Genomic DNA, 22,075 nt, shown 5'->3' on the forward strand with positions numbered 1-22,075 from the left:
TTTTCGAATAGATGATTGAAAGGAAACGGGTGTCGGGTCTGGCGCGCACTGCGGTGTCGGCCGCGCCGTGCGCTCCATTGTGCGCTAGGCCGTGTGGCGTTTGCGGTAGCCGTCGAGGAAACGCGCGATCCGGTTGATCGAATCCGCGAGATCGTCCACGTTCGGCAGGAACACGACGCGGAAGTGATCCGGCGTTTTCCAGTTGAAACCGGTGCCCTGCACGAGCAGCACGCGCTCCGCCAGCAGCAGATCGAGGATGAACTGCTGGTCGTTCTGGATCGGATACACCTTCGGATCGAGGCGCGGGAACATGTACAGCGCCGCTTCGGGCTTCACGCAGCTTACGCCGGGGATGGCCGTCAGCATCTCATACGCGAGTTCGCGCTGTTTGTACAGGCGCCCGCTCGGCAGGATCAGGTCGTTGATGCTCTGATAGCCGCCGAGCGCGGTCTGGATCGCGTATTGACCGGGCACGTTCGGGCACAGCCGCATCGACGCGAGAATGCCGAGCCCTTCGAAGTAGTCCTTGCCGTGGCGGCGGTTCTCGCCGGTCAGGCCCGAGATGAACATCCAGCCGGCGCGATAGCCGCACGACCGGTAGCTCTTCGAGAGGCTGTTGAACGTGACGGTGAGCACGTCTTCGGAGAGCGCCGCCATCGACGTATGGGTCTTGCCGTCGTAGACGATCTTGTCGTAGACCTCGTCGGCGAAGATCACGAGGCCGTGCTGGCGCGCGATTTCGATCAGGCCGAGCAGCAGTTCGTCCGAATACAGCGCGCCGGTCGGATTGTTCGGGTTGATCACGACGAGCGCACGCGTGTTCGGCGTGATCTTCGCGCGGATATCGTCGAGGTCGGGCATCCAGCTGTTCGATTCGTCGCAGACGTAGTGCACCGGCGTGCCGCCCGCGAGGCTCACGCCGGCGGTCCACAGCGGGTAGTCGGGCGCGGGCAGCAGCACTTCGTCGCCGTCGTTGAGCAAGCCTTGCAGCGCCATCACGATCAGCTCGGAGGCGCCGTTGCCGATGTAGATGTCGTCCAGCTCGACGCCCTGCACGCCCTTTTGCTGGGTGTAATGCATGATCGCCTTGCGCGCGGCGAACACACCTTTCGAATCCGAGTACCCGGACGAGCCCGGCAGGTTCAGGATCATGTCCTGAATGATTTCGTCCGGCGCATCGAAGCCGAACGGCGCGAGGTTGCCGATGTTCAGCTTGATGATGCGGTGGCCTTCTTCTTCGAGCCGCTTCGCATGTTCGAGGACGGGCCCGCGAATGTCATAGCAGACATTCAACAATTTGTTGGATTTGAGAATCGGTTTCACGACGGGCACTTCATCCTGGTTGATGGCTTGAGCGAATCGGCACGGGCTGACAACGTCCGGGCCGGGCAAATTCGCCGATACGGGGAGTTCGGGCGCGGCAGGGCCAGCAATGGCCACCGGACGCCGGTTCGGCATCCTGGTTCTACGTCCTGGTTCAATGTCCTCTCTGGGCCGCCCGGGTCAGGCCGCCCTGCGAGCGGCCGCTGCTTGTTGCAGTCGCCGCGTGCGGGAGTTGCTTTCGAAGCCTTTCCTGCCCGCGCGGCGCCCGACTGCGGCGGATTACGCCAGACTCGCGCCCGCTCGCGCCGGTTTTGCAGCGAAACGGATAAAAACGGATAAAACTTGGGGCAAATCCCGGCAAAATCTGGGGAAAAAAGCCGACGAAAGCGAGCCGGACCAATGCAGGTAGCCGGTGGGCCGCGCCGCTGCGCTGGGGCGCCGCTTGTGGCGGCACAGGAGCGAGGGGCGCCGCAAGGCGGCTAAAAAGTTATAATTTAGCGGATTTTGGCCGACTTCCGCAATGCACCAACCGCATCGGCAAGCCTTTTCGGCCGCTTTCGTGTCCCACTCGCGTGAATCGCCCCGGTTGCGTTCCACCAACCGGGCCGCTGACACGCATGATGTCGCACGACGACTTCGGAAAACCAATTTGAAATTACATCAGGATTCCAGCGGCGCTCTCAACACGGTTACTGGCTACGGCGCCGACTATGTCGAAATCAATCTGGTGCGCCATTCGGGCAGCATTCTCGTATTGCCGGACGCACCGGTCATCGCCTGGCCTGTCTCGTCTTTCGACCAGTTGACTCCAGAGCACTTCGCGATGCTGATCGACGCCGCGCCCGAAGTGGTCGTGTTCGGCAGCGGCGAGCGGCTGCGTTTTCCGCATCCGCGTCTGACCGCGATGCTGACCGCACAGCGCATCGGCGTCGAAACGATGGATTTCAAGGCCGCCTGCCGCACGTACAACATTCTGATGGCCGAGGGCCGCAAGGTCGCGGCCGCGTTGCTGATCGAGGCGTAGCACTGCCGCTGTAGCCCTTGCACGGACGGAGCGGCCGGCGCATGGGGGCGCGCCGCCACCGGTGAACCGCTCGCGACGCGTCGCGGAGCGCGCACCCTGGCCGCAGCACGGCCGATCACGTACACTGCGCGCCAGCGTTGCCGTAGCGGCGCAAATCGGGGAGCTCGCGTCGCGCCGTACCGTCTTGCACGCGGCAGCCGCCGCGCGGGCGAAGGCCACCGAAGGCCAGCGAACGCCGCCTGTGCCGTTGCGGTCCGCTGCGAGCGGCCGGCCGCCGGAGAATCCCGCGCCGCGCCGCGCGGTTGGCCGGCCCGCGGTGGCCGCCCCGCAAATCGCCGCCCGGCATGATCGGTCGGCATTTCCAGACAACACCGCTTCGCCGCCCACGCGGTGTCGCCAACAAGGTTGAAATAATGAACGATACGCCGTCGAGGCTACCGCTCAATCGCACCACCATCCTGCTGCTAGTGCTGGCCCTCGCCGTGATCTGGTTCGTGCCGCTCGGCTGGCGCCACCTGCTGCCGAGCGACGAAGGCCGCTACGCCGAAATGGCGCGCGAGATGTTCGTTACGGGCGACTGGATCACGCCGCGCTACAACGCGTACAAGTATTTCGAGAAGCCGCCGCTGCAAACCTGGGCGAACGCGCTCACGTTCGCATGGTTCGGCATCGGCGAATGGCAGGCGCGGCTCTATACCGCGCTGACGGGCTTCGCCGGCGTGCTGCTGATCGGCTTCACCGGCGCGCGTGTGTTCAACCCGGCGACCGGCGTGTTCGCCGCGATCGTGCTGGCGTGCTCGCCGTACTGGAACCTGATGGGCCACTTCAACACGCTCGACATGGCCCTGTCGTTCTGGATGGCGTTGACGCTGTGCGCGCTGCTGCTCGCGCAGCGCCCCAACCTGCCGAGCTCGCGCGTGCGCGGCTGGATGTGGCTGTGCTGGGGCTCGATGGCGCTGGCGGTACTGTCCAAGGGACTGGTCGGCGTGATCCTGCCGGGCGCCGTGCTGGTGCTCTATACGCTGATCGTGCGCGACTGGGCGTTGTGGAAGCGCCTGCACCTGGTCGGCGGGCTGATCGTGTTCTTCGTGATCATCACGCCGTGGTTCGTGCTCGTGCAGCAGCGCAACCCGGAATTCCTGAACTTCTTCTTCATCGTCCAGCAGTTCAAGCGCTATCTGACGCCCGAGCAGAACCGTCCCGGCCCCTTCTACTACTTCGTGCCGGTGTTGCTGGTCGGCTTTCTGCCATGGCTCTCGGTGACGCTGCAAAGCGTGCGCCACGCGTGGCGCCTGCCGCGTCAGCCGAACGGCTTCGCGCCCGTGACGCTGATGCTGGTGTGGATCGGCTTCATCTTCCTGTTTTTCAGCGCGTCGCACTCGAAGCTGCTGTCTTACACGCTGCCGATCGCCCCGCCGATCGCGCTGCTGATCGGCATGTATCTGCCGCTCGTCACGCGTGACCAGTTGCGCCGGCACCTGACGGGCTATGCGCTGTTTCTCGTGGTCGCCGCGTTCGCCGCGCTGTTCATGACGCGCTTCGGCAGCGCGCGCAATCCGGCCGAACTGTATGCCGAGTACCGCACCTGGGTGCTGGCCGCGCTCGGGGTCGCCTTCGTGCTGACGCTCTTCGCGCTGTGGCTGAACCGCCGCAGCCGGGCCGGCAGTCTCGCCGCGATCGTCAGCTTCGGCGCGGCGTGGCTGCTGCTCGGCACGATCGCCGGCACGGGTCACGACGTGTTCGGCCGGCTCAGCTCCGGCGCGCCGCTCGCGCCGGCGATCAGGGCGCAGCTCGCGAAGTTGCCCGCCGATACGCCGTTCTACTCGGTCGGCGTGCTCGACCACACGCTGCCGTTCTACATCGGCCACACGATGATCATGGTCGCGCATCCCGATGAACTGGCGTTCGGCGTGTCCGTCGAACCGCAGAAATGGGTGCCGTCCATGGACGCGTGGATCGAACGCTGGAAGGCCGACCGCTACGCGCTCGCGCTGATTCCGCCACCGACCTACGAGCGGCTCGTCACGCAAGGCCTGCCAATGCAGGTCATCGCACGCGATCCGCGCCGGGTGGTGGTGATGAAGCCGCTTCCAGCGGCTGACGTGCCGGCAGCCGTGGAAAAATCACAACAATGACCCCATCTCAGGATCTGATCGTTCGATGAACCCGATTTCCCTCTTTTGCATCCTCGCAGGCGTGACACTGAACGCCGGCGCCCAATTGCTGCTCAAAGCCGGCACCAATGCCGTTGGACACTTCGAATTCACCCGTGCGAACATCCTGCCCATCGGCTTCAGGCTCGCTACCCAGCCACCCATCATCGGCGGACTGGCGTGCTACGTGATTAGCGTGGCCGTCTGGATTATTGGACTATCGCGGGTGGACGTCTCGATCGCGTATCCGATGCTGTCGCTCGGCTACGTCGTCAACGCGTTCGCGGCGTGGTACCTGTTTGGCGAAGTGCTGTCGCTGCAGAGGCTGATCGGCATCGGCATCATCCTGGTGGGCGTGTTCGTGCTGGCGCGCAGTTAGCGCAGTTGGCGCAGTTGCATTTGACAGTCCTCGGCAACGCATCGCCGGCGACGTTTCATTACCGTTTATTGCCTGCCCCGGTCCCGCGTGACGCAGCCGGTACAAGATATCGGCGCGAACCCCGGGCGGTCGGTGCTAAGCAAAAGGTAAGGTCGACCGCGGTATGCTGTGCGGTTGGGCATTTTTGCCGCAGCTTGGGTTTGCGCGTACTTTGTGGTTTACTTCGCGCCCTTCGGGTTGCGCCCCTTTCAATCGAGCGAAGCATTCATGAGCCAGTCAACAGTCCCGTTTTTGCCGTTTGTCAGACCCGAGATCGATGAAGAAACGATTCAGGGTGTCGTCGATGTGTTGCGTTCCGGCTGGATCACCACCGGCCCGCAAAATCAGAAATTCGAGGCGGCGCTCTCCGAGTTCTGCGGCGGCCGGCCGGTGCGCACGTTCAATTCCGGCACGGCAACGCTCGAGATCGGCTTGCGCATCGCCGGCGTGGGCGTGGGCGACGAAGTCATCACGACGCCCGCGTCGTGGGTCTCGACCAGCAATGTGATCCTCGAAACCGGCGCGACGCCGGTGTTCGCCGACATCGATCCGGTCACGCGCAACATCGACCTCGATCTGCTCGAAAAAGCCATCACGCCGCGCACCAAGGCGTTGATTCCGGTTTATCTGGCCGGCCTGCCGGTCGACATGGACCGGCTGTACGCGATCGCCCGCGCGCACAAGCTGCGCGTGATCGAAGACGCCGCGCAGGCATTCGGCTCGACGTGGAACGGCGAGCGCATCGGCAAGCTCGGCGACATCGTGTCGTTCAGCTTTCACGCGAACAAGAACCTGACCTCGATCGAGGGCGGCGCGCTGGTGCTGAACAACGAGGAAGAAGCCGTGCTGGCCCAGAAGTACCGGCTGCAGGGCATCACCCGCACGGGTTTCGACGGCATGGACTGCGACGTGCTGGGCGGCAAGTTCAACCTGACCGACGTCGCCGCACGCGTCGGCCTCGGCCAGCTGCCGCAGCTCGCGCGCTTCACCGCGCAGCGCAGGCAGCTCGCACGCGCCTACTTCGCGGGCCTCGAAGGCGGCGCGGCCGTGAAGCTCGGCGTCGGCCTGCCGTCTGCCGACTTCGAAAACAGCAACTGGCACATGTTCCAGATCACGCTGCCGCTCGAAAAACTGTCGATCGACCGCGCCGGCTTCATGGGCGAGTTGAAGGAACGCGGCATCGGCTCGGGCGTGCACTACCCGGCGATCCACCTGTTCTCGCTGTACCGTGCGCGCGGGTTCAAGGAAGGCATGTTCCCGCATGCGGAGCGCTTCGGCGCCAGCACCGTCACGCTGCCGCTCTTCACGCTGATGAACGAAGGCGACGTGGAGCGCGTGTGCCGCGCGGTCAATGAAATTTGCGAACAATACGGAAAATAAGCGGAAATGAGTTATTCGGAATATCGCGCCGTCACACCGGAAGTGTCGATCATCATCCCGGTGTACAACGAGGAAGCCGGGCTGGCCGCGCTGTTCGCGCGCCTCTATCCGGCGCTCGACGCGCTCGGCACCGGTTATGAAGTGATCTTCATCAACGATGGCAGCCGCGACAAATCCGCCGCGCTGCTCGCCGAGCAATTCCGCGCACGACCCGACACGACCCGCGTGATCCTGCTGAACGGCAACTACGGCCAGCACATGGCGATTCTTGCCGGCTTCGAGCAATCGCGCGGCGACATCGTCATCACGCTCGACGCCGACCTGCAGAATCCGCCGGAAGAAATCGGCAAGCTGGTCTCGAAGATGCGCGAAGGCTTCGACTACGTGGGCACGATCCGTCTGCAACGCCAGGACAGCCTGTGGCGGCGCAAGGCCTCGCGCGCGATGAACCAGCTGCGCGAGCGCATCACCCGCATCAAGATGACTGACCAGGGATGCATGTTGCGCGCGTACAGCCGGCACATCATCGACACGATCAATCGCTGCGGCGAGATCAACACGTTCATTCCGGCGCTCGCCTACACGTTCGCGCAGAATCCGGTCGAGATCGAAGTCGCGCACGAGGAGCGTTTCGCCGGCGAATCGAAGTACTCGCTGTATTCGCTGATCCGCCTGAACTTCGACCTCGTCACCGGTTTCTCGGTGGTGCCGCTGCAATGGCTGTCGTTCATCGGCGTGATCCTGTCGCTCGGCTCCGCGGCACTGTTCGTGCTGCTGCTGATTCGCCGCTTCATCATCGGCGCGGAAGTGCAAGGTGTGTTCACGCTGTTCGCCATCACCTTCTTCCTGCTCGGCGTGATCATCTTCGCGCTTGGCTTGCTCGGCGAATACATCGGCCGGATTTATCAGCAGGTGCGTGCGCGTCCGCGTTATCTGGTGCAGACCATTCTCGAGCAGCGCAACGGCGCCGCCGCGACCGAAGCGCCGCGCGAGGCGGTGCTGCAGGAGGCGCAGACGGTACAGAGCGCGCGGCTCGCCGACCAGGGCCCGACGCCATGAAGCCGCGCGCCGTCGTATTCGCGTATCACAACGTCGGCGTGCGCTGCCTGCAGGTGCTGCTCGCGCGTGGCGTCGACGTGGCGCTGGTCGTCACCCACGAGGACAACCCGAGCGAGAACATCTGGTTCGGCAGCGTGGCCTCGGTGGCGGCCGAACACAGCATCCCCGTGCTCACGCCGGACGATCCGAAAAGCCCGGCACTGCGCGCCGCGCTCAGCGTTGCGCGGCCGGACTTCATTTTCTCGTTCTACTACCGCCACATGTTGCCGGTCGACCTGCTCGCGCTCGCGGCACGGGGCGCCTACAACATGCACGGCTCGCTGCTGCCGAAATACCGCGGCCGCGTGCCGACCAATTGGGCGGTGCTCCACGGCGAAACGGAAACCGGCGCGACGCTGCACGAAATGGCCGCCAAGCCTGACGCGGGCGCGATCATCGCGCAAACGGCGGTGCCGATCCTGCCCGACGACACCGCCGCGCAGGTGTTCGACAAGGTCACGGTAGCCGCCGAGCAGACCCTGTGGCGCGTGCTGCCGGCGTTGCTGGCGGGCGAAGCGCCGCATCTGCCGAACGACCTCGCGCACGGCAGCTACTACGGCGGGCGCAAGCCGGAGGACGGTCGCATCGACTGGACCCGGCCGGCGCAGCAGGTCTACAACCTGATCCGCGCGGTCGCGCCGCCCTATCCCGGCGCGTTCACCGACCTCGACGGCCGGCGTTTCATCATCGCCCGCGCACGTCTTGCGGCACGCGGCGCGCTGCGCCCGGATTTGCCGCCGGGCCTGCACGTAAGCGATAATGCCGTTTTCGCAATCTGCGGCGACGGCCGCAGCATCGCCATCCACGAATTGCGGCACCAGCACGACGGCAGCGAGACTGTCGTGACCCCCGCCGAATTCGCCCAGCTCATTCAAACTCCCCGACATTCATGAAAACCGAAGGTTTCGCTAAAAAAGTCCTGATTCTGGGTGTGAACGGCTTCATCGGCCATCACCTGTCCAAACGCATTCTCGAAACAACCGATTGGGAAGTCTTCGGGATGGACATGCAGACCGAACGTCTGGGCGACCTCGTCAATCATGAGCGGATGCACTTCTTCGAAGGCGACATCACGATCAACAAGGAGTGGGTCGAATATCACATCAAGAAGTGCGATGTGATCCTGCCGCTGGTTGCGATCGCCACCCCCGCCACCTACGTGAAGCAGCCCCTGCGCGTGTTCGAGCTGGACTTCGAAGCGAACCTGCCGATCGTGCGTTCGGCCGTCAAGTACGGCAAGCACCTGGTGTTCCCGTCGACCTCCGAGGTCTACGGCATGTGCACGGACGAGCAGTTCGATCCGGAAGCATCGCAACTGTCGTACGGTCCGATCAACAAGCCGCGCTGGATCTACGCGTGCTCGAAGCAGCTGATGGACCGCGTGATCTGGGGTTACGGCATGGAAGGCCTGAACTTCACGCTGTTCCGTCCGTTCAACTGGATCGGCCCGGGTCTCGATTCGATCTATACGCCGAAGGAAGGCAGCTCGCGGGTGGTCACGCAGTTCCTCGGCCACATCGTGCGCGGCGAGAATATCAGCCTCGTGGACGGCGGCGCGCAAAAGCGCGCGTTCACGGACATCGACGACGGCATCGGCGCGCTGATGAAGATCATCGAGAACAAGAACGGCGTGGCGACGGGCAAAATCTACAACATCGGCAATCCGACCAACAACTTCTCGGTGCGTGAACTCGCGCACAAGATGCTCGCGCTCGCCGCCGAATTCCCGGAATACGCGGAAACGGCCAAGCAGGTGCAGCTCGTCGAAACGTCGTCGGGTGCGTACTACGGCGCGGGCTATCAGGACGTGCAGAACCGCGTGCCAAAGATCGACAACACGATGCAGGAACTCGGCTGGGCGCCGAAGTCGACGTTCGACGAAGCGCTGCGCAAGATTTTCGAAGCGTATCGCGGCCATGTCGCCGACGCTCGCGCGCTCGTCGAACAGCAATAAGAGCTGATCCTTGGCTCGTATCGTCCTGAAGATCGACGTCGACACGCTGCGCGGCACTCGCGAAGGCGTGCCGAATCTCGCGCGCATCTTCGACCGCTTCAAGGCACGCGCCACGTTCCTGTTCAGCCTCGGGCCCGACCACACCGGTTGGGCGATGCGTCGCGTGTTGCGGCCGGGCTTTCTGAAGAAGGTGTCGCGCACCTCGGTGGTCGAACACTACGGCATCCGGCAACTGATGTATGGCGTGCTGCTGCCCGGCCCGGACATCGGCGTGAAGGCAACGGCCGAGATGCGCGCGATCCACGAGGCCGGCTTCGAGTGCGGCATTCATACGTGGGACCACGTGTACTGGCAGGACAACGTGCGCTCGAAAGATCGCGCGTGGACCGCGGCGCAGATGCAGAAGAGCCACGACCGTTTCGTCGAGGTGTTCGGCGCGCCGCCCGTTACGCACGGCGCGGCGGGATGGCAGATGAACGGCCACGCGTTCGAGCAGATCGACGCGTGGGGCATGCACTACGCGTCCGACGGCCGGGGCCACTCGCCGTATCTGCCGGTGGTCGGCGGCCGTACGCTCGCGCACGTGCAGATGCCCACCACGCTGCCCACGCTCGACGAAGTGCTCGGCGTGGACGGGGTCGATCTGCACAACGTCGCCGCATGGATGCTCAAGCACACCGACAACAATCCGCACGACCAGGTATTCACGCTGCATGCGGAACTCGAAGGGCAAAAGCTCGCGCCGATTTTCGAGCAGCTGCTCACAGGCTGGCGCGCGCAAGGCCACACGTTCGCGACGATGGGCGATTACTACGCCACGCTAGACCGCAGCACGCTGCCATCGTACCCTGTTACGTGGGGCGAAATTCCAGGGCGCTCCGGCGAACTGATCGTCCAACCCTGACTGACCGACCAGCAGCCCGCCTTGCCCGACCCGGCCCGGCCGCCGCGCAGCAGCCGCGCACAGGTCGAGTTCCCCACCCTCGATGCCAGGCCGACGCCGCAGCAGCCACGCGGCGCCGACCATAACAACCGGAGAACCTCGTGCCCATCGCAGTCGACCAACCCATCCCCGACTTCACCGCTCCCGCTACCGGTGGCGAGATCACGCTGTCCAAGCTGCGGGGCAAGAAGGTGGTGCTGTATTTTTATCCGAAGGACAACACGCCGGGCTGCACGACCGAAGGTCTGCAATTCCGCGATCTGTATCCGAAGTTCAAAAAGGCCGGTGCGGAAATCCTCGGCGTGTCGCGCGACAGCCTGCGCTCGCATGACAATTTCAAGGCCAAGCTCGAACTGCCCTTCCCGCTGATCTCCGATCCGGAAGAAAATCTGTGCGCGCTCTTCAGCGTCATCAAAATGAAGAAAATGTATGGCAAAGAAGTACGGGGAATTGAGCGCTCCACATTCCTCATCGACGCCGAAGGCGTGTTGCGCGAGGAGTGGCGTGGCGTGAAAGTGCCCGGCCACGTCGACGATATCCTGGAGGCTGTACAAGCGCTTTGAGGCGCGTTATATTGGGTTGCAATGAGTGCCTGTCCACCCCGAACGTTTCCCCGCTGCGCCAGACTCGACGGCCGTTTTATCGGTCCCGTGCGGGTCGCCAGGTGCAACGCGAGCACTATAGGCGAGCCGCTTGCCCCGTACGCCGGGGCGGCGGCTTTTTCAATTGCGCGCTGCCGTTCGTTCATTCGGCCGCGCGCTTCCGTCAAGGAGCCGATCGAAGACCAGGCGAACCGGCATCTCTAGACCGAATGCGCGCCTCCGGGCGCAAACTGCGTGCGCATCCACGGCACCGGCAGAATGCGACAGGCGGCGCACGATATGTGACCCGATTAATTCGAGGGAAACCATGCCTTTGCCTACCCCCCCGAGCAAGCTCGGCAATCTCCTGCCGCCTGACGAATACAAGGCCAAAGCCGCCACGCCAGCGCGTTCCGCCGCGAAAAAGCAGGCGGCCGTTGGGGAATCCACAGAGTCGGCCGATTTCGGCCCCGCCAGTGTCGCCGCGCCGATGACGCACGCCGCCAACGCCGCGACCACGTTGCGGCCGGTGCCGGCTGCATCGCCCGCTGCTGTCCAATCCGCCGCGCAACCCGCCCCAGCGCGCGGCCGCAAAACGAAGCAGACCGCCGCATTGTTGCAGCCGGTTCCGACCGCCCGTCCGCACGCCGAACCGGCTGTACCCGAGGATCAACCCGCGCCGGCCATCGCACGCGGGCTGCGTGCGAAAGAACCGCGGGCCAGCGTAACGGCCACCGCGGCCGCCGTGCCCGCCACGCGCGGCGCCGGCAAGAAGCGCGGCGCCGCCGCCGAACCGATCGAAGTGCAGAAGCTCTTCGTGCTCGACACGAACGTGCTGATGCACGATCCGAGCTGCCTGTTCCGTTTCGAGGAACACGACGTCTATCTGCCGATGATGACGTTGGAAGAACTCGACAACCACAAGAAGGGCATGTCGGAAGTCGCGCGTAACGCTCGCCAGGTGAGCCGCACGCTGGACGCGCTGGTGGCGAACGCCGGCAACATATCCGACGGTATATCGCTCGCACGTCTGGGTAGCCGCGAGGCATCCGGACGCCTGTACTTCCAGACCCGCCTCACCGCGATCGAGCGCGTGGAAGGTCTGCCGGAAGGCAAAGCCGACAACCAGATCCTCGGTGTGGTGCGCGCGCTGCAGCGCGACCGGGCGGATCGCCAGGTCGTGCTGGTGTCGAAAGACATCAACATGCGCATCAAGGCGCACGCGCTCGGCCTGCCCGCCGAAGATTACTTCAACGACCAGGTGCTCGAAGACAGCGATCTGCTGTACACGGGCATCCGCACGCTGCCGCAGGACTTCTGGACCCGGCACGCGAAGGGCATGGAAAGCTGGCAGGACACCAAAACCGGCACCACGTATTACCGCGTGACGGGTCCGCTTTGCGCATCGATGCTGGTCAACGAATTCGTCTATCTGGAGCCGCAGAACGGCGAGCCGGCGTTTCATGCGCTGGTGCGCGAGCTGAACGGCAAGACGGCGCTGCTGCAAACGCTGCGCGACTACGGCCACCACAAGAACAACGTGTGGGGTATCACGGCGCGCAATCGCGAGCAGAACTTCGCGCTGAACCTGCTGATGAATCCGGAAATCGACTTCGTCACCTTGCTTGGCCAGGCCGGCACCGGCAAGACGCTGGTCGCGCTCGCCGCCGGTCTCGCGCAGGTACTCGACGACAAGCGCTACAACGAGATCATCGTGACGCGTGCGACGGTGCCGGTCGGTGAAGACATCGGCTTCCTGCCGGGTACGGAAGAGGAAAAAATGCAGCCGTGGATGGGTGCATTCGACGACAACCTCGAAGTCCTGCAGAAAACCGACGACGCCGCCGGCGAATGGGGCCGCGCCGCAACCCAGGAGCTGATCCGCTCGCGCCTGAAGATCAAGAGCATGAACTTCATGCGCGGCCGCACATTCGTGGACAAGTATCTGATCATCGACGAAGCGCAGAACCTGACGCCGAAGCAGATGAAGACGCTGGTCACGCGTGCGGGTCCCGGCACGAAGATCATTTGCCTGGGCAATATCGCGCAGATCGACACGCCTTACCTGACTGAAGGCAGTTCCGGGCTGACCTACGTGGTCGACCGCTTCAAGGGCTGGGCGCACAGCGGACACGTGACGCTGGCGCGGGGCGAGCGTTCGCGCCTCGCTGACTACGCGTCGGAAATTCTCTAGGTCTCAACCAGTCAGCTTCATCTTCAAAAAGCCGCGCCCGGAAAGTTCCGGGCGCGGCTTTTTTATTCGCCCGACGTTTCCAGCGGGCAACACTTAGTGCACGAACTTCAAGTAATTTATCAACAATTCTTGCCTGAGCCATATTCTGCGGGCTACCATCCCGACATCATCTGTCAGTCAATGAGCGCTTGACGCTCGCCTCGTCCTCATGCGCCGACTCGCATTCCCGCTGCTGACCGTTCTGCTGCTCGCCGCCTGCGCTGGCGCGCCGCAAAAGACGTCGCGCGGGTCGAGCAGCTCGGTCGTGGCGGCGAACGGCGGGTATCATGCGCCGCCGCCCGGCTTGCCCCATTTTGTCGATCACAGCATCGGCCGCGAGGAAATCTCGATTCAGGCAATGAGTCTGGTCGGCGTCCCATACCGTTGGGGCGGCAATACGCCAGATAGCGGGTTTGATTGCAGCGGTCTGGTTCGCTATGTCGTGCTGCGCGCCGCATCGGTTGATCTACCGCGCACTACCGCCGACATGAGCGGGCATGGCCAGTCGATCGAACCGGACGAAATCGCACCGGGCGATCTGATCTTTTTCAACACGACAGGACGCGCGCATTCGCATGTCGGCATTTACGTCGGCAAGCTGCGCTTCGTCAACGCGCCGTCGACTGGCGGGACCGTGCGGCTCGACTATCTGACCAATCCTTACTGGGCGAGGCGTTTCGACGGGATTCGCCGGGTGGCCGGACCGGCCGCGACACCGGCGCCGTTCGATACGCCGAGCTATCAGGCGGCGGCGCCACAGCCGGAACATGGCGTACCGGTGGCGCAGACAGCGCCAACCTATACGGGGGAGACGGCGACGGTTGGACCGAGTGCGGCGACTTCCGCGGCGAGCGTCGCGCTACGGTCACCGGCTTATGCGGCCGGGTCGTCGCAATCGCAGTGGCAATCACAGTGGCAGTCACAGTCGCAACCGGAGCCGCAAGCGCAGCCACAACCGCAAGCGCAACAGCCGAACCGCGTTGCGGCGGCACCTCGTGCGCCGTCGGCGACGGCGGCTCAGTCAGTCGCGTCGACGACCGTCAGCAGGGCTAGCGCGCCGATGGCGCAAGCTGACCCCTTCGAACCGCCGCCGCCGGGCATAAGCGCGGCGCAGATGCAGGCCCGCGCCGCAGGGGCAACAGCACCGACGCCAGTTCCGGCCGCTCAAGCCAACGCGTATGACGCCGGCGTCGGTTCACCAGCGCAACCCGCCACGGTCACGCGCATCGGCAGGCAGACCGCGGCCGCTGGCACCCCCGACGCGATCGACGCGGCTGCCGATGCGTTCGAGCCGCCGCCATCCGCTTCGGTGGCCGCGCGTCAGGCCCGGCAGGGCCAGCAAGCCGACACAAACGGCGGCGTGCGGATAATGCGAGCCTCGAGCGCATCGCGTGGCATGCCCGCCCCCACTCAAACCAACGACGACCCCATCGCCCGCTTCGCGAACGGCAACTTCTGACTTGGCGAGCGGTAACGGCTCACGCAAGCCGGCCGCATCCTGCGCTGACGCGCCGGGCAAACGGAGCGGGCATGCGCGCCGGCACAGTGCCCTGACTTCCGGCGCCGCACCAAAGCCGGTTGCCCGGCACAGCAAGGCCGATGATCTGCTATCGTCATCGATATTCTTTTGACGGCGGGAGTTGGCGATGGATCTCGGGCTGAAAGACAAGGTGGTGTTGATCACCGGCGGCAGCAAAGGGATCGGGTTCGCGTGCGCGCGAGCGTTCGGGCAGGAAGGCGCGAAAGTCGCGATCGTCTCGCGCGACCCCGCCAATCTAGCGCGCGCATACGAGCAGTTGAAACAGGAAGGCCTGCAGGTGCACCGGACTCGCGCCGATCTGCATGAACCGCATAGCGCCGTCGATATCGTCGAGGAAGTCAGCACCGCGATGGGCCCGATCGACGTGCTGATCAACAGCGCCGGCGCGGCGCGCCGCTATGACCCGGAGACGCTCGATGCCGACGCGTTCAAGGCCACCATGGAAGCGAAGTATTTCCCCTACATTTATCCACAGCAGGAAGTTCTGCGCCGCATGGCTGAGCGCGCGAAGCGCGGCGGCGGCGAGCCCGGCACGATCGTCAATATCATCGGCATGGGCGGCAAGATCGCGAGCGATATCCATATCGCCGGCGGCGCCGCGAATGCCGCACTGATGCTCGCCACCGTGGGTCTCGCCCACTACTACGCCCGCTACGGCATCCGCATCAACGCAATCAACCCGGGCCCGACGCTCACCGAGCGCGTCGAGGAAGCGGTCAGGCTCGAAGCGACGCTGCAAGGTATCGAAAGCGCGGAGGCGCTGGCGCGCGGGCAGGCGAAAACGCCGCTCGGACGCTATGCAAAACCGGAGGAAATTGCCGACGTCGCGCTGTTTCTGGCGAGTCGCCGCGCGAGCTATGTGACGGGCGCGATTGTCCCGATGGATGGCGCGAGCGCGCCGCTGATCTGAGCGGCGCGCTGTCGAGCCGGTGTGCTGTCGAGCCGGTGTGCTGTCGAGCCGGTGTGCTGTCGAGCCGGTGTGCTGTCGGCCGGTGTGCTGTCGAGCCGGTGTGCTATGGGCGACGTGTCAGGGCTTGCTGCATTGAAATCTGCACGTCAGAAACCGACGTCTGCGCCAGTGCCATCGACACGCCGGGCTGCGCCCGTCGCGCTTACAGGAAGCGGTGGCCGAACCACCAGCCACCCGCGGAGAGCACCGCGGAAGCTGGAATCGTCAGAACCCACGCCCACACGATATTGCCGGCCACGCCCCAGCGCACCGCGCTGAGCTTCTGCGTCGCGCCGACCCCGACGATCGCGCCGGTAATCGTATGCGTGGTGGAGACTGGAATGCCGAGCCACGATGCGCTAAACAGCGTAATCGCCCCGCCCGCCTCCGCACAAAAGCCGCCGACCGGCTTGAGCTTGGTGATCTTCTGGCCCATCGTGCGAACGATCCGCCAGCCGCCGAACAGCGTGCCCAGACCCATCGACAGATAGCAGCCGCCGATCACCCACAGCGGCGGCGCGGCCGCCGCCGACGATGCAAAACCAGTCGCGATCAGCAACATCCAGATGATGCCGATGGTTTTCTGCGCGTCGTTGCCACCGTGGCCGAGGCTATACAGGCCCGCGGACAATAGTTGCAGACGCCGGAAGCGCCGGTCGACCTTGCTGGGCGGCGTGCGGAAGTAGAGCCACGACACCGCCAGCATGAAAAACGACCCGAGCACGAAGCCGAGCAGCGGCGAAACGAAGATGAACGCCACCGTCTTCACCAGGCCGTCCATATTCAGCGAACTCCAACCCGACTTGGCGAGCGCCGCGCCCACCAGCCCGCCGATCAACGCGTGCGACGAACTGGACGGAATGCCGTAGTGCCAGGTGATGATGTTCCAGGCGATCGCGCCGACCAGCGCGCCGAAAATCACGTAATGGTCGACGATAGTCGGGTCGATCGTGCCTTTGCCGACCGTCGCGGCCACTTTCAGGTGAAACACGAAATACGCGATGACGTTGAACGCCGCCGCGAAGGCCACCGCCTGTTGCGGTTTCAGCACACCGGTGGACACAACCGTGGCGATCGAGTTCGCCGCGTCGTGAAAGCCGTTCATGAAGTCGAAGACGAGCGCGACGACGACCAGGCCGGCGACGACCCAGAGAGCGAGTTCTATCGATTGCATTATGCGTTTTCCAGCACGATGCCTTCGATGATGTTCGCTACATCTTCACACTTGTCCGTGATCGTTTCGAGCAACTCGTAAATTGCTTTCAGCTTGATCAACGTTTTGACGTTGTCTTCTTCGCGGAACAGTTTCGACATCGCCGCACGCAGCACGCGGTCGGCTTCCGATTCCAGCCGGTCGATTTCCTCGCAGGCCTTCAGGATCTGGCTCGCCTGCTTCATGTCCGACAGCAGGTTGACGGCGAATTGCACGCGCTCGCAGGTCGCCGTGCAGATATGCGCCAGCTGGCTCGCTTCGGAAGTGACCGCCTGCACGTCGTACAGCGAGATCGCGGTGGCGACGTCCTCCATCAGATCGAGGATGTCGTCCATCGTGGTGATCAGCTTGTGGATCTCGTCGCGATCGAGCGGCGTGATGAAGGTCTTGTGCAGCAGGTCGATGGTTTCGTGCGTGAGCTTGTCGGCGGCCTTTTCGGCTTTTTGCACGTTTTGCTTGTGGGTTTCTGCGTCCTGCAAATTGTCGATCAGCAGCTCGAGTTCGCGGCTCGCCGAGATGATGCACGTTGCATGCGCATTGAAGATTTCAAAGAACTTGCCCTCGGTGGGCATAAAACGACCGAACATTGGGATCCCGAAAATTGGTCATGTAATGACTGACATAAAACGGCCACATTGTACCGTTGCGGGACCGATGTCGCACTTTTCAGGGCGTCGTTACAACAGGCGCCGCGCTCGGCGCCCGCTTGGCGTCCGCATGACGCCTTTACTCGCTGTAGAAATTCTGCGCGCCGGCAAAATTGTCGAACTTCGTGAATTGACCATGGAACGTTAGCCGAACGGGTCCGATCGGACCATTCCGCTGTTTGCCGATGATGATCTCGGCGGTGCCCTTGTCCGGGCTGTCCGGGTTGTACACTTCGTCGCGGTAGATGAACAGGATCACGTCGGCGTCCTGCTCGATAGCGCCGGATTCGCGCAGATCCGACATGATCGGCCGCTTGTTCGGCCGCTGCTCGAGCCCCCGGTTCAGCTGCGACAATGCGATCACGGGTACGTCGAGTTCCTTCGCGAGGCCTTTGAGCGATCGCGAGATTTCCGAGATTTCGGTCGCGCGGTTTTCACCGGTTGAGGACCCGCTCATCAGCTGCAGGTAGTCGATGATGATGAGGCCGAGCTTGCCGCACTGGCGCGACAGCCGACGCGCGCGCGAGCGCAATTCCATCGGATTCAGACCGCCGGTCTCGTCGATGAAGATCTGCGCCTCGCTCATTTTCTGCACCGCGTGTGTGAGCTTCGGCCAATCCTCGTCGGTCAGACGCCCGGTTCGCATACGGTGCTGGTCGAGCCGGCCGACCGAGCCAAGCATCCGCATGGTGAGCTGCGAGCCCGGCATTTCCATCGAGAACACCGCGACCGGCAGGCCATACTCGACCGCCACGTATTCGCCGATGTTCATTGAAAACGCTGTTTTACCCATCGATGGACGGCCCGCGACGATGATCAGCTCACCGCCGTGCATGCCGGACGTCATGCGATCCAGATCGATGAAGCCGGTCGGCGTGCCGGTCACGTCGCTCGGATTGGCGGTGTGATACAGCGTGTCGATCCGCTCGACCACTTCGGTGAGCAACGGCCCGATTTCGAGGAAGCCCTGGGTGCCGCGCGCACCGTCTTCGGCGATCGAAAACACCTTCGATTCGGCTTCGTCCAGCAACTGCCGGACTTCCTTGCCCTGTGGATTGAACGCGTCGGCCGAGATTTCGTCGGCCACCGACACCAGCCGGCGCAGGACCGCGCGGTCGCGCACGATTTCCGCATAGCGGCGGATATTGGCCGCGCTCGGCGTGTTCTGCGCCAGCGCGTTCAGATAGGCCAGCCCGCCGACCTCGTCGGCCTTGCCCGACGTGCCGAGCGCCTCGTACACGGTGATCACGTCGGCCGGTCGGGTGGCCGCGATCAGCTTGCCAATGTGTTCGAAGATGATGCGGTGGTCGTAGCGGTAAAAATCGCTCTGCGACAGGAAGTCGGCGATGCGGTCCCATGCCGCGTTGTCGAGCAGCAGTCCGCCCAGCACCGATTGCTCGGCCTCGATCGAATGCGGCGGGACTTTCAGCGACTCGAGTTGGGGATCTTTCGACGGTGCGTTCATGGAGTGGGATTATCGGGTAATCAGGCGGCTGCGGCGAGTCCGAAAGCTAAAAACGGCCACAAAAAAAGCAGGGGCCGGTTACCCGGCCCCTGCTCTTCGCCAGCAACATCCTGGCAAATGCGACTGACTGCTTACGCGTGTTCGCCGATCACGGCCACCGTCACATCGACGAGGACGTCGGTGTGCAGCGAGATCTGGACTGCGTGGTCGCCAACCATCTTCAGCGGGCCTTCCGGCAGGCGCACTTGCGCCTTTTCCACTGCGACGCCTTGCTTGGCCAGTGCTTCAGCGATGTCGGCGTTCGTCACCGAGCCGAACAGACGGCCGTCGACGCCAGCCTTCTGACTGATCTGAACCGTCGAGCCGGCCAGTTTTTCGCCTTGTGCCTGAGCGGCAGCCAGCTTTTCAGCGGCGATCTTTTCGAGTTCAGCGCGGCGCACTTCGAATTCAGCCAGGGCTTCCTTCGTTGCACGGCGAGCCTGCTTGTTCGGGATCAGGAAGTTACGTGCGTAACCGTCCTTGACCTTCACGATATCGCCCAGGTTGCCCAGATTGACGACTTTTTCCAGAAGAATGATTTGCATTCGGATGCTCCTTATCGCGTCGTCGGGTTAGGCCTTGTGCTGGTCGGTGTACGGCATCAGCGCGAGAAAACGTGCGCGCTTGATTGCCGTGTCCAGCTGGCGTTGATAATGCGCCTTCGTACCCGTGAGACGCGCCGGCGTGATCTTGCCGTTTTCGCCGATGAAGTCCTTCAGCGTTTCGATGTCCTTGTAGTCGATGTACTCGACGCTGGCGGCCGTGAAACGGCAGAACTTCTTGCGCTTGAAGAGCGGATTTTGTTGCTGACGACGCTTGTCGAATTTCTTACCAGTCGGGCGGGGCATGTTCAGTCCTTTCCAATGTCCTGCAATGCTGTGATGTGAAATACCAGAGTTCGCGCGTTGCGGTGCTTTTTCGCCAGGAAGCCGGTGAAGAGCGTTTCCACGCCCATCTGACAGCTTTCCAGCTTACCGCTCGCCTCGCCTGCGGCTACCGCCTGCATGGTCAGTTCGACTTGCCGGGCGATGCCGGCTTCAACGACTTCCGTGCGGTGATGCAACGTGCAGCCTGCAATCGGAACGCCGGCGGGGGTATAGCGCACCGGTTCGCGTTCGACGACGCTGGCCGTGAGTTGCAGCCGGTTCATGTACCCTTTGGCGAAAGCGACGCTCTGTTCTGGTAGCTTAAATAGTGTGTCTTAAGCCTGCGCTTCGGACGGTTGCGTAGCAGCCGACTTCTTGGCTTCTTCGCGCTGCACTTCCTTCATCATCGGCGACGGGCCGGTTTCGGCCTTCTTCATCTTGACGATCAGGTGACGCAGAACGGCGTCGTTGAACTTGAATGCGTGTTCCAGCTCGTCGAGCGTGGTCTGGTCGCATTCGATGTTCATGCAGACGTAGTGAGCCTTCGCGAGTTTCTCGATCATGTAGGCCAGTTGGCGACGGCCCCAGTCTTCGATACGGTGGACCTGGCCACCGTGCGACGTGATCGTGCTCTTGTAACGCTCGATCATGGCGGGCACCTGCTCGCTCTGATCGGGATGCACGATAAAGACGATTTCATAATGACGCATACACACTCCTTGTGGATTAAAGCCACCCGGGCGTCGGAACCGGTGCGGCAAGTGAGAAGCCGAAGAGTGTAACCCGAAAGGGGCCGGGTTGCAAGATATGCCGTTAGTGCGACGCACGAATCGGGTGTGTTTTCAAGGGTTTAGGGCGAATCTGCGCAGGCGGGCGGGGGCGTTCGATCCGGCCCGGATGCTTGCCGGATCGGGTTCGCCCTCGATTCGCCCTCGCTTTGCCCTTGCTTTGCCCGCGATTCGCGCCCACGTTGTGTCGGTCCGAGATCAACGCTCCAGCGCCGCCATCCGACACTCCCTTCGCCCTGTCAGCCGCTTTCCGTGCGCTCGCTGCCGCTTTGCAGACGCGCTTTCAGCGCCGCTTGCAGACCGCTCAGCGCATCGGGCGCGGCGTCGCTGACCGCCCACCAGGTCATGCCTTCCGCATCCCAGTGCGCAATCGAATAGCCGTCATGCCCAAGCGCCGCCGGCGCCGCGCCGTCCATGCCAGCGCCGCCTGACCGGCTCTGCGGAAACACGTACACGTCGATCACGTGTTTGTCGTGGCGATACACCAGCACGGCCACCCGTTGATGCCCGACGTAATCGAGGCGCCCGCCCTGCAGCGCAAAGCCGCTCGCCGCCAGGTCCTCCACAGGCGGCGAATAGTCGAGCCGACCGTTGAACCATGGTTTGACCGTATGCCGGTCCGTCGAAATCACGTCGATGTCGCGCCCCGACATCTGCGCACGTACGTGACTCGCAACCAGTTCGTCGGCGAACGGCATGAACTCGGCCGGGCGGCGCAGATTCAGCGCGACGACCGCCACCGCCGCGCACAACGCGACCGCCAGCGCGGCCATCCAGCCAGGCGCGAGCGCGCGGCTCGCCCCGCCGCCGACCACCACCGGCTGGCCGAAGCCGCCTTGCGGGCCACGCCAGCCGGCCAGCCACGCGCGCCATGTGAACCGGCGTCGCTGACGCTCACGCGTCTTTGCCGCGGCGTCGGGCGTTTGTGCCGCTTCAGGCGACGCGCCAGTCCCAGCCGTTCCGGCAGCCCCGGCAGTCCCGGCGGTTCCCGCAGCCGCAAACGAAGCCGCCCCGACAAGCGTCCCCTCGACGGCCGGCAACCCTTCAACGATCCTCGCCCGCAGCGACTGCGGCGCGCGATGATAAGGCGCCTCCCGCAGCGCGCCGCTCAGCACCCGCAGGCTGTCGCTTTCGCGCCGGCAGGCGTCGCAGCTCCCGATATGCTGCTCGACGCGCTGTGCTTGCGGCGCGGACAATTCCTGATCGGCGTTCGCATCGAGGAGCGGCCGTGCTTCGTTACAGTCCATCCGGCGTCTCCCTCGCAGGACCGGCGGCGCTACCGCCGGGAATATTGAGCGGCCGGCCGCTGGCGGACATCCGCAGCGGCGTGACCGTGGCACTGGCCGGCGCGCTCGACGCGCCGCGAGGCTCGCCGCCGCCCGGTTCGGGTCGGCTGCCGGCCGCCATGCGGGCGTCGTCGGCCGAATCGGCACAAGCGCGCGGCGCGTCGAGCGCGCCGGC

The 22,075-nt window shown here is 64.0% G+C and carries 22 protein-coding genes; 13 read left to right on the top strand and 9 right to left on the bottom strand.

The window, feature by feature from the left end; translation table 11 throughout:
- Positions 1–84: 84 nt before the first annotated feature.
- Complete coding sequence (locus tag BN2475_RS25305; RefSeq protein ID WP_094782236.1) at positions 85–1,332, bottom strand: pyridoxal phosphate-dependent aminotransferase; 1,248 nt, start codon at positions 1,330–1,332, stop codon at positions 85–87.
- A gap of 640 nt (positions 1,333–1,972) precedes the next feature.
- Here BN2475_RS25305 and BN2475_RS25310 point away from each other — a divergent pair.
- From BN2475_RS25310 to BN2475_RS25370, 12 genes are all read left to right on the top strand, one after another.
- A complete protein-coding gene (locus BN2475_RS25310) occupies positions 1,973–2,347 on the top strand; it encodes an Mth938-like domain-containing protein (protein ID WP_094782207.1) in 375 nt (124 codons plus the stop codon).
- 413 nt (positions 2,348–2,760) lie between these two features.
- On the top strand, positions 2,761–4,482 hold the full coding sequence (locus tag BN2475_RS25320) for an ArnT family glycosyltransferase (RefSeq protein ID WP_094782209.1): 1,722 nt from the start codon (positions 2,761–2,763) through the stop codon (positions 4,480–4,482).
- Between the two features lie 25 nt (positions 4,483–4,507).
- Positions 4,508–4,879 (top strand): DMT family transporter, encoded by a 372-nt coding sequence (locus BN2475_RS25325; RefSeq protein ID WP_094782210.1) that lies wholly within the window; start codon positions 4,508–4,510, stop codon positions 4,877–4,879.
- A 267-nt stretch (positions 4,880–5,146) separates the two neighbouring features.
- Positions 5,147–6,298 carry a DegT/DnrJ/EryC1/StrS family aminotransferase gene (locus tag BN2475_RS25330; RefSeq protein ID WP_094782211.1) on the top strand — a complete coding sequence of 384 codons (1,152 nt, stop codon included), beginning with the start codon at positions 5,147–5,149 and terminating at the stop codon, positions 6,296–6,298.
- 6 nt (positions 6,299–6,304) lie between these two features.
- Positions 6,305–7,357, top strand: a complete 1,053-nt coding sequence (locus BN2475_RS25335) for a glycosyltransferase (protein WP_094782212.1) — start codon at positions 6,305–6,307, stop codon at positions 7,355–7,357.
- Positions 7,354–8,289: a formyltransferase gene (locus BN2475_RS25340; protein WP_094782213.1), complete on the top strand. Its 936-nt coding sequence runs from the start codon at positions 7,354–7,356 to the stop codon at positions 8,287–8,289. The genes BN2475_RS25335 and BN2475_RS25340 overlap by 4 nt, the downstream gene beginning before the upstream one ends.
- On the top strand, positions 8,286–9,350 hold the full coding sequence (locus BN2475_RS25345) for a bifunctional UDP-4-keto-pentose/UDP-xylose synthase (protein ID WP_094782214.1): 1,065 nt from the start codon (positions 8,286–8,288) through the stop codon (positions 9,348–9,350). Before BN2475_RS25340 ends, BN2475_RS25345 begins: the two co-directional genes overlap by 4 nt.
- Before the next feature lie 10 nt (positions 9,351–9,360).
- Positions 9,361–10,254: a polysaccharide deacetylase family protein gene (locus BN2475_RS25350; RefSeq protein ID WP_094782215.1), complete on the top strand. Its 894-nt coding sequence runs from the start codon at positions 9,361–9,363 to the stop codon at positions 10,252–10,254.
- 140 nt (positions 10,255–10,394) lie between these two features.
- Positions 10,395–10,856, top strand: coding sequence for a peroxiredoxin (locus BN2475_RS25355; RefSeq protein WP_094782216.1), 462 nt, complete (start codon positions 10,395–10,397; stop codon positions 10,854–10,856).
- Between the two features lie 346 nt (positions 10,857–11,202).
- Positions 11,203–13,068: a PhoH family protein gene (locus tag BN2475_RS25360; protein WP_094782217.1), complete on the top strand. Its 1,866-nt coding sequence runs from the start codon at positions 11,203–11,205 to the stop codon at positions 13,066–13,068.
- 208 nt (positions 13,069–13,276) lie between these two features.
- Positions 13,277–14,566 (top strand): NlpC/P60 family protein, encoded by a 1,290-nt coding sequence (locus BN2475_RS25365; RefSeq protein ID WP_094782218.1) that lies wholly within the window; start codon positions 13,277–13,279, stop codon positions 14,564–14,566.
- Positions 14,567–14,753: 187 nt separating this feature from the next.
- The gene (locus BN2475_RS25370; protein WP_094782219.1) at positions 14,754–15,557 is read left to right on the top strand and encodes an SDR family oxidoreductase; all 804 of its coding nucleotides are present in this window, start codon (positions 14,754–14,756) and stop codon (positions 15,555–15,557) included.
- 202 nt (positions 15,558–15,759) lie between these two features.
- On the opposite strand, the gene BN2475_RS25375 is transcribed toward BN2475_RS25370, so the two are convergent.
- The 8 genes from BN2475_RS25375 to BN2475_RS25410 all read right to left on the bottom strand — a co-directional run bounded on the left by BN2475_RS25375 (position 15,760) and on the right by BN2475_RS25410 (position 21,861).
- Complete coding sequence (locus tag BN2475_RS25375) at positions 15,760–16,770, bottom strand: inorganic phosphate transporter (RefSeq protein WP_094782220.1); 1,011 nt, start codon at positions 16,768–16,770, stop codon at positions 15,760–15,762.
- Positions 16,770–17,396: a DUF47 domain-containing protein gene (locus BN2475_RS25380; protein ID WP_094782221.1), complete on the bottom strand. Its 627-nt coding sequence runs from the start codon at positions 17,394–17,396 to the stop codon at positions 16,770–16,772. Before BN2475_RS25380 ends, BN2475_RS25375 begins: the two co-directional genes overlap by 1 nt.
- 139 nt (positions 17,397–17,535) lie before the next feature.
- Positions 17,536–18,921 carry a replicative DNA helicase gene (locus tag BN2475_RS25385; RefSeq protein ID WP_094782222.1) on the bottom strand — a complete coding sequence of 462 codons (1,386 nt, stop codon included), beginning with the start codon at positions 18,919–18,921 and terminating at the stop codon, positions 17,536–17,538.
- Between the two features lie 131 nt (positions 18,922–19,052).
- Entirely contained in the window at positions 19,053–19,505 is a 453-nt protein-coding gene (rplI, locus tag BN2475_RS25390) for a 50S ribosomal protein L9 (protein ID WP_094782223.1), read from the bottom strand.
- Positions 19,506–19,532: 27 nt separating this feature from the next.
- Positions 19,533–19,808 carry a 30S ribosomal protein S18 gene (gene rpsR / locus BN2475_RS25395; protein WP_094782224.1) on the bottom strand — a complete coding sequence of 92 codons (276 nt, stop codon included), beginning with the start codon at positions 19,806–19,808 and terminating at the stop codon, positions 19,533–19,535.
- A 2-nt stretch (positions 19,809–19,810) separates the two neighbouring features.
- On the bottom strand, positions 19,811–20,110 hold the full coding sequence (gene priB, locus BN2475_RS25400; RefSeq protein ID WP_007182110.1) for a primosomal replication protein N: 300 nt from the start codon (positions 20,108–20,110) through the stop codon (positions 19,811–19,813).
- A gap of 51 nt (positions 20,111–20,161) precedes the next feature.
- On the bottom strand, positions 20,162–20,536 hold the full coding sequence (gene rpsF, locus BN2475_RS25405) for a 30S ribosomal protein S6 (RefSeq protein WP_094782225.1): 375 nt from the start codon (positions 20,534–20,536) through the stop codon (positions 20,162–20,164).
- Positions 20,537–20,853: 317 nt separating this feature from the next.
- The gene (locus BN2475_RS25410) at positions 20,854–21,861 is read right to left on the bottom strand and encodes an anti-sigma factor family protein (protein ID WP_094782226.1); all 1,008 of its coding nucleotides are present in this window, start codon (positions 21,859–21,861) and stop codon (positions 20,854–20,856) included.
- Here BN2475_RS25410 and BN2475_RS35075 point away from each other — a divergent pair.
- On the top strand, positions 21,843–22,075 hold a 233-nt coding region (locus BN2475_RS35075), incomplete at its 3' end, for a hypothetical protein (protein ID WP_218023721.1). The two genes, BN2475_RS25410 and BN2475_RS35075, sit on opposite strands and share 19 nt — an antisense overlap.

Origin of the sequence: Paraburkholderia ribeironis (assembly GCF_900019265.1) — a bacterium.
In the GTDB taxonomy this organism is placed as follows: Bacteria; Pseudomonadota; Gammaproteobacteria; order Burkholderiales; family Burkholderiaceae; genus Paraburkholderia; species Paraburkholderia ribeironis.

Coding starts and splice junctions, on each gene's coding strand:
- BN2475_RS25320 (WP_094782209.1), top strand. CDS start 2,761: ATGAACGATACGCCGTCGAGGCTACCGCTCAATCGCACCACCATCCTG.
- BN2475_RS25325 (WP_094782210.1), top strand. CDS start 4,508: ATGAACCCGATTTCCCTCTTTTGCATCCTCGCAGGCGTGACACTGAAC.
- BN2475_RS25330 (WP_094782211.1), top strand. CDS start 5,147: ATGAGCCAGTCAACAGTCCCGTTTTTGCCGTTTGTCAGACCCGAGATC.
- BN2475_RS25335 (WP_094782212.1), top strand. CDS start 6,305: ATGAGTTATTCGGAATATCGCGCCGTCACACCGGAAGTGTCGATCATC.
- BN2475_RS25340 (WP_094782213.1), top strand. CDS start 7,354: ATGAAGCCGCGCGCCGTCGTATTCGCGTATCACAACGTCGGCGTGCGC.
- BN2475_RS25345 (WP_094782214.1), top strand. CDS start 8,286: ATGAAAACCGAAGGTTTCGCTAAAAAAGTCCTGATTCTGGGTGTGAAC.
- BN2475_RS25360 (WP_094782217.1), top strand. CDS start 11,203: ATGCCTTTGCCTACCCCCCCGAGCAAGCTCGGCAATCTCCTGCCGCCT.
- BN2475_RS25365 (WP_094782218.1), top strand. CDS start 13,277: ATGCGCCGACTCGCATTCCCGCTGCTGACCGTTCTGCTGCTCGCCGCC.
- BN2475_RS25370 (WP_094782219.1), top strand. CDS start 14,754: ATGGATCTCGGGCTGAAAGACAAGGTGGTGTTGATCACCGGCGGCAGC.
- BN2475_RS25375 (WP_094782220.1), bottom strand. CDS start 16,770: ATGCAATCGATAGAACTCGCTCTCTGGGTCGTCGCCGGCCTGGTCGTC.
- BN2475_RS25380 (WP_094782221.1), bottom strand. CDS start 17,396: ATGTTCGGTCGTTTTATGCCCACCGAGGGCAAGTTCTTTGAAATCTTC.
- BN2475_RS25385 (WP_094782222.1), bottom strand. CDS start 18,921: ATGAACGCACCGTCGAAAGATCCCCAACTCGAGTCGCTGAAAGTCCCG.
- rplI (WP_094782223.1), bottom strand. CDS start 19,505: ATGCAAATCATTCTTCTGGAAAAAGTCGTCAATCTGGGCAACCTGGGC.
- rpsR (WP_094782224.1), bottom strand. CDS start 19,808: ATGCCCCGCCCGACTGGTAAGAAATTCGACAAGCGTCGTCAGCAACAA.
- priB (WP_007182110.1), bottom strand. CDS start 20,110: ATGAACCGGCTGCAACTCACGGCCAGCGTCGTCGAACGCGAACCGGTG.
- rpsF (WP_094782225.1), bottom strand. CDS start 20,536: ATGCGTCATTATGAAATCGTCTTTATCGTGCATCCCGATCAGAGCGAG.
- BN2475_RS25410 (WP_094782226.1), bottom strand. CDS start 21,861: ATGGACTGTAACGAAGCACGGCCGCTCCTCGATGCGAACGCCGATCAG.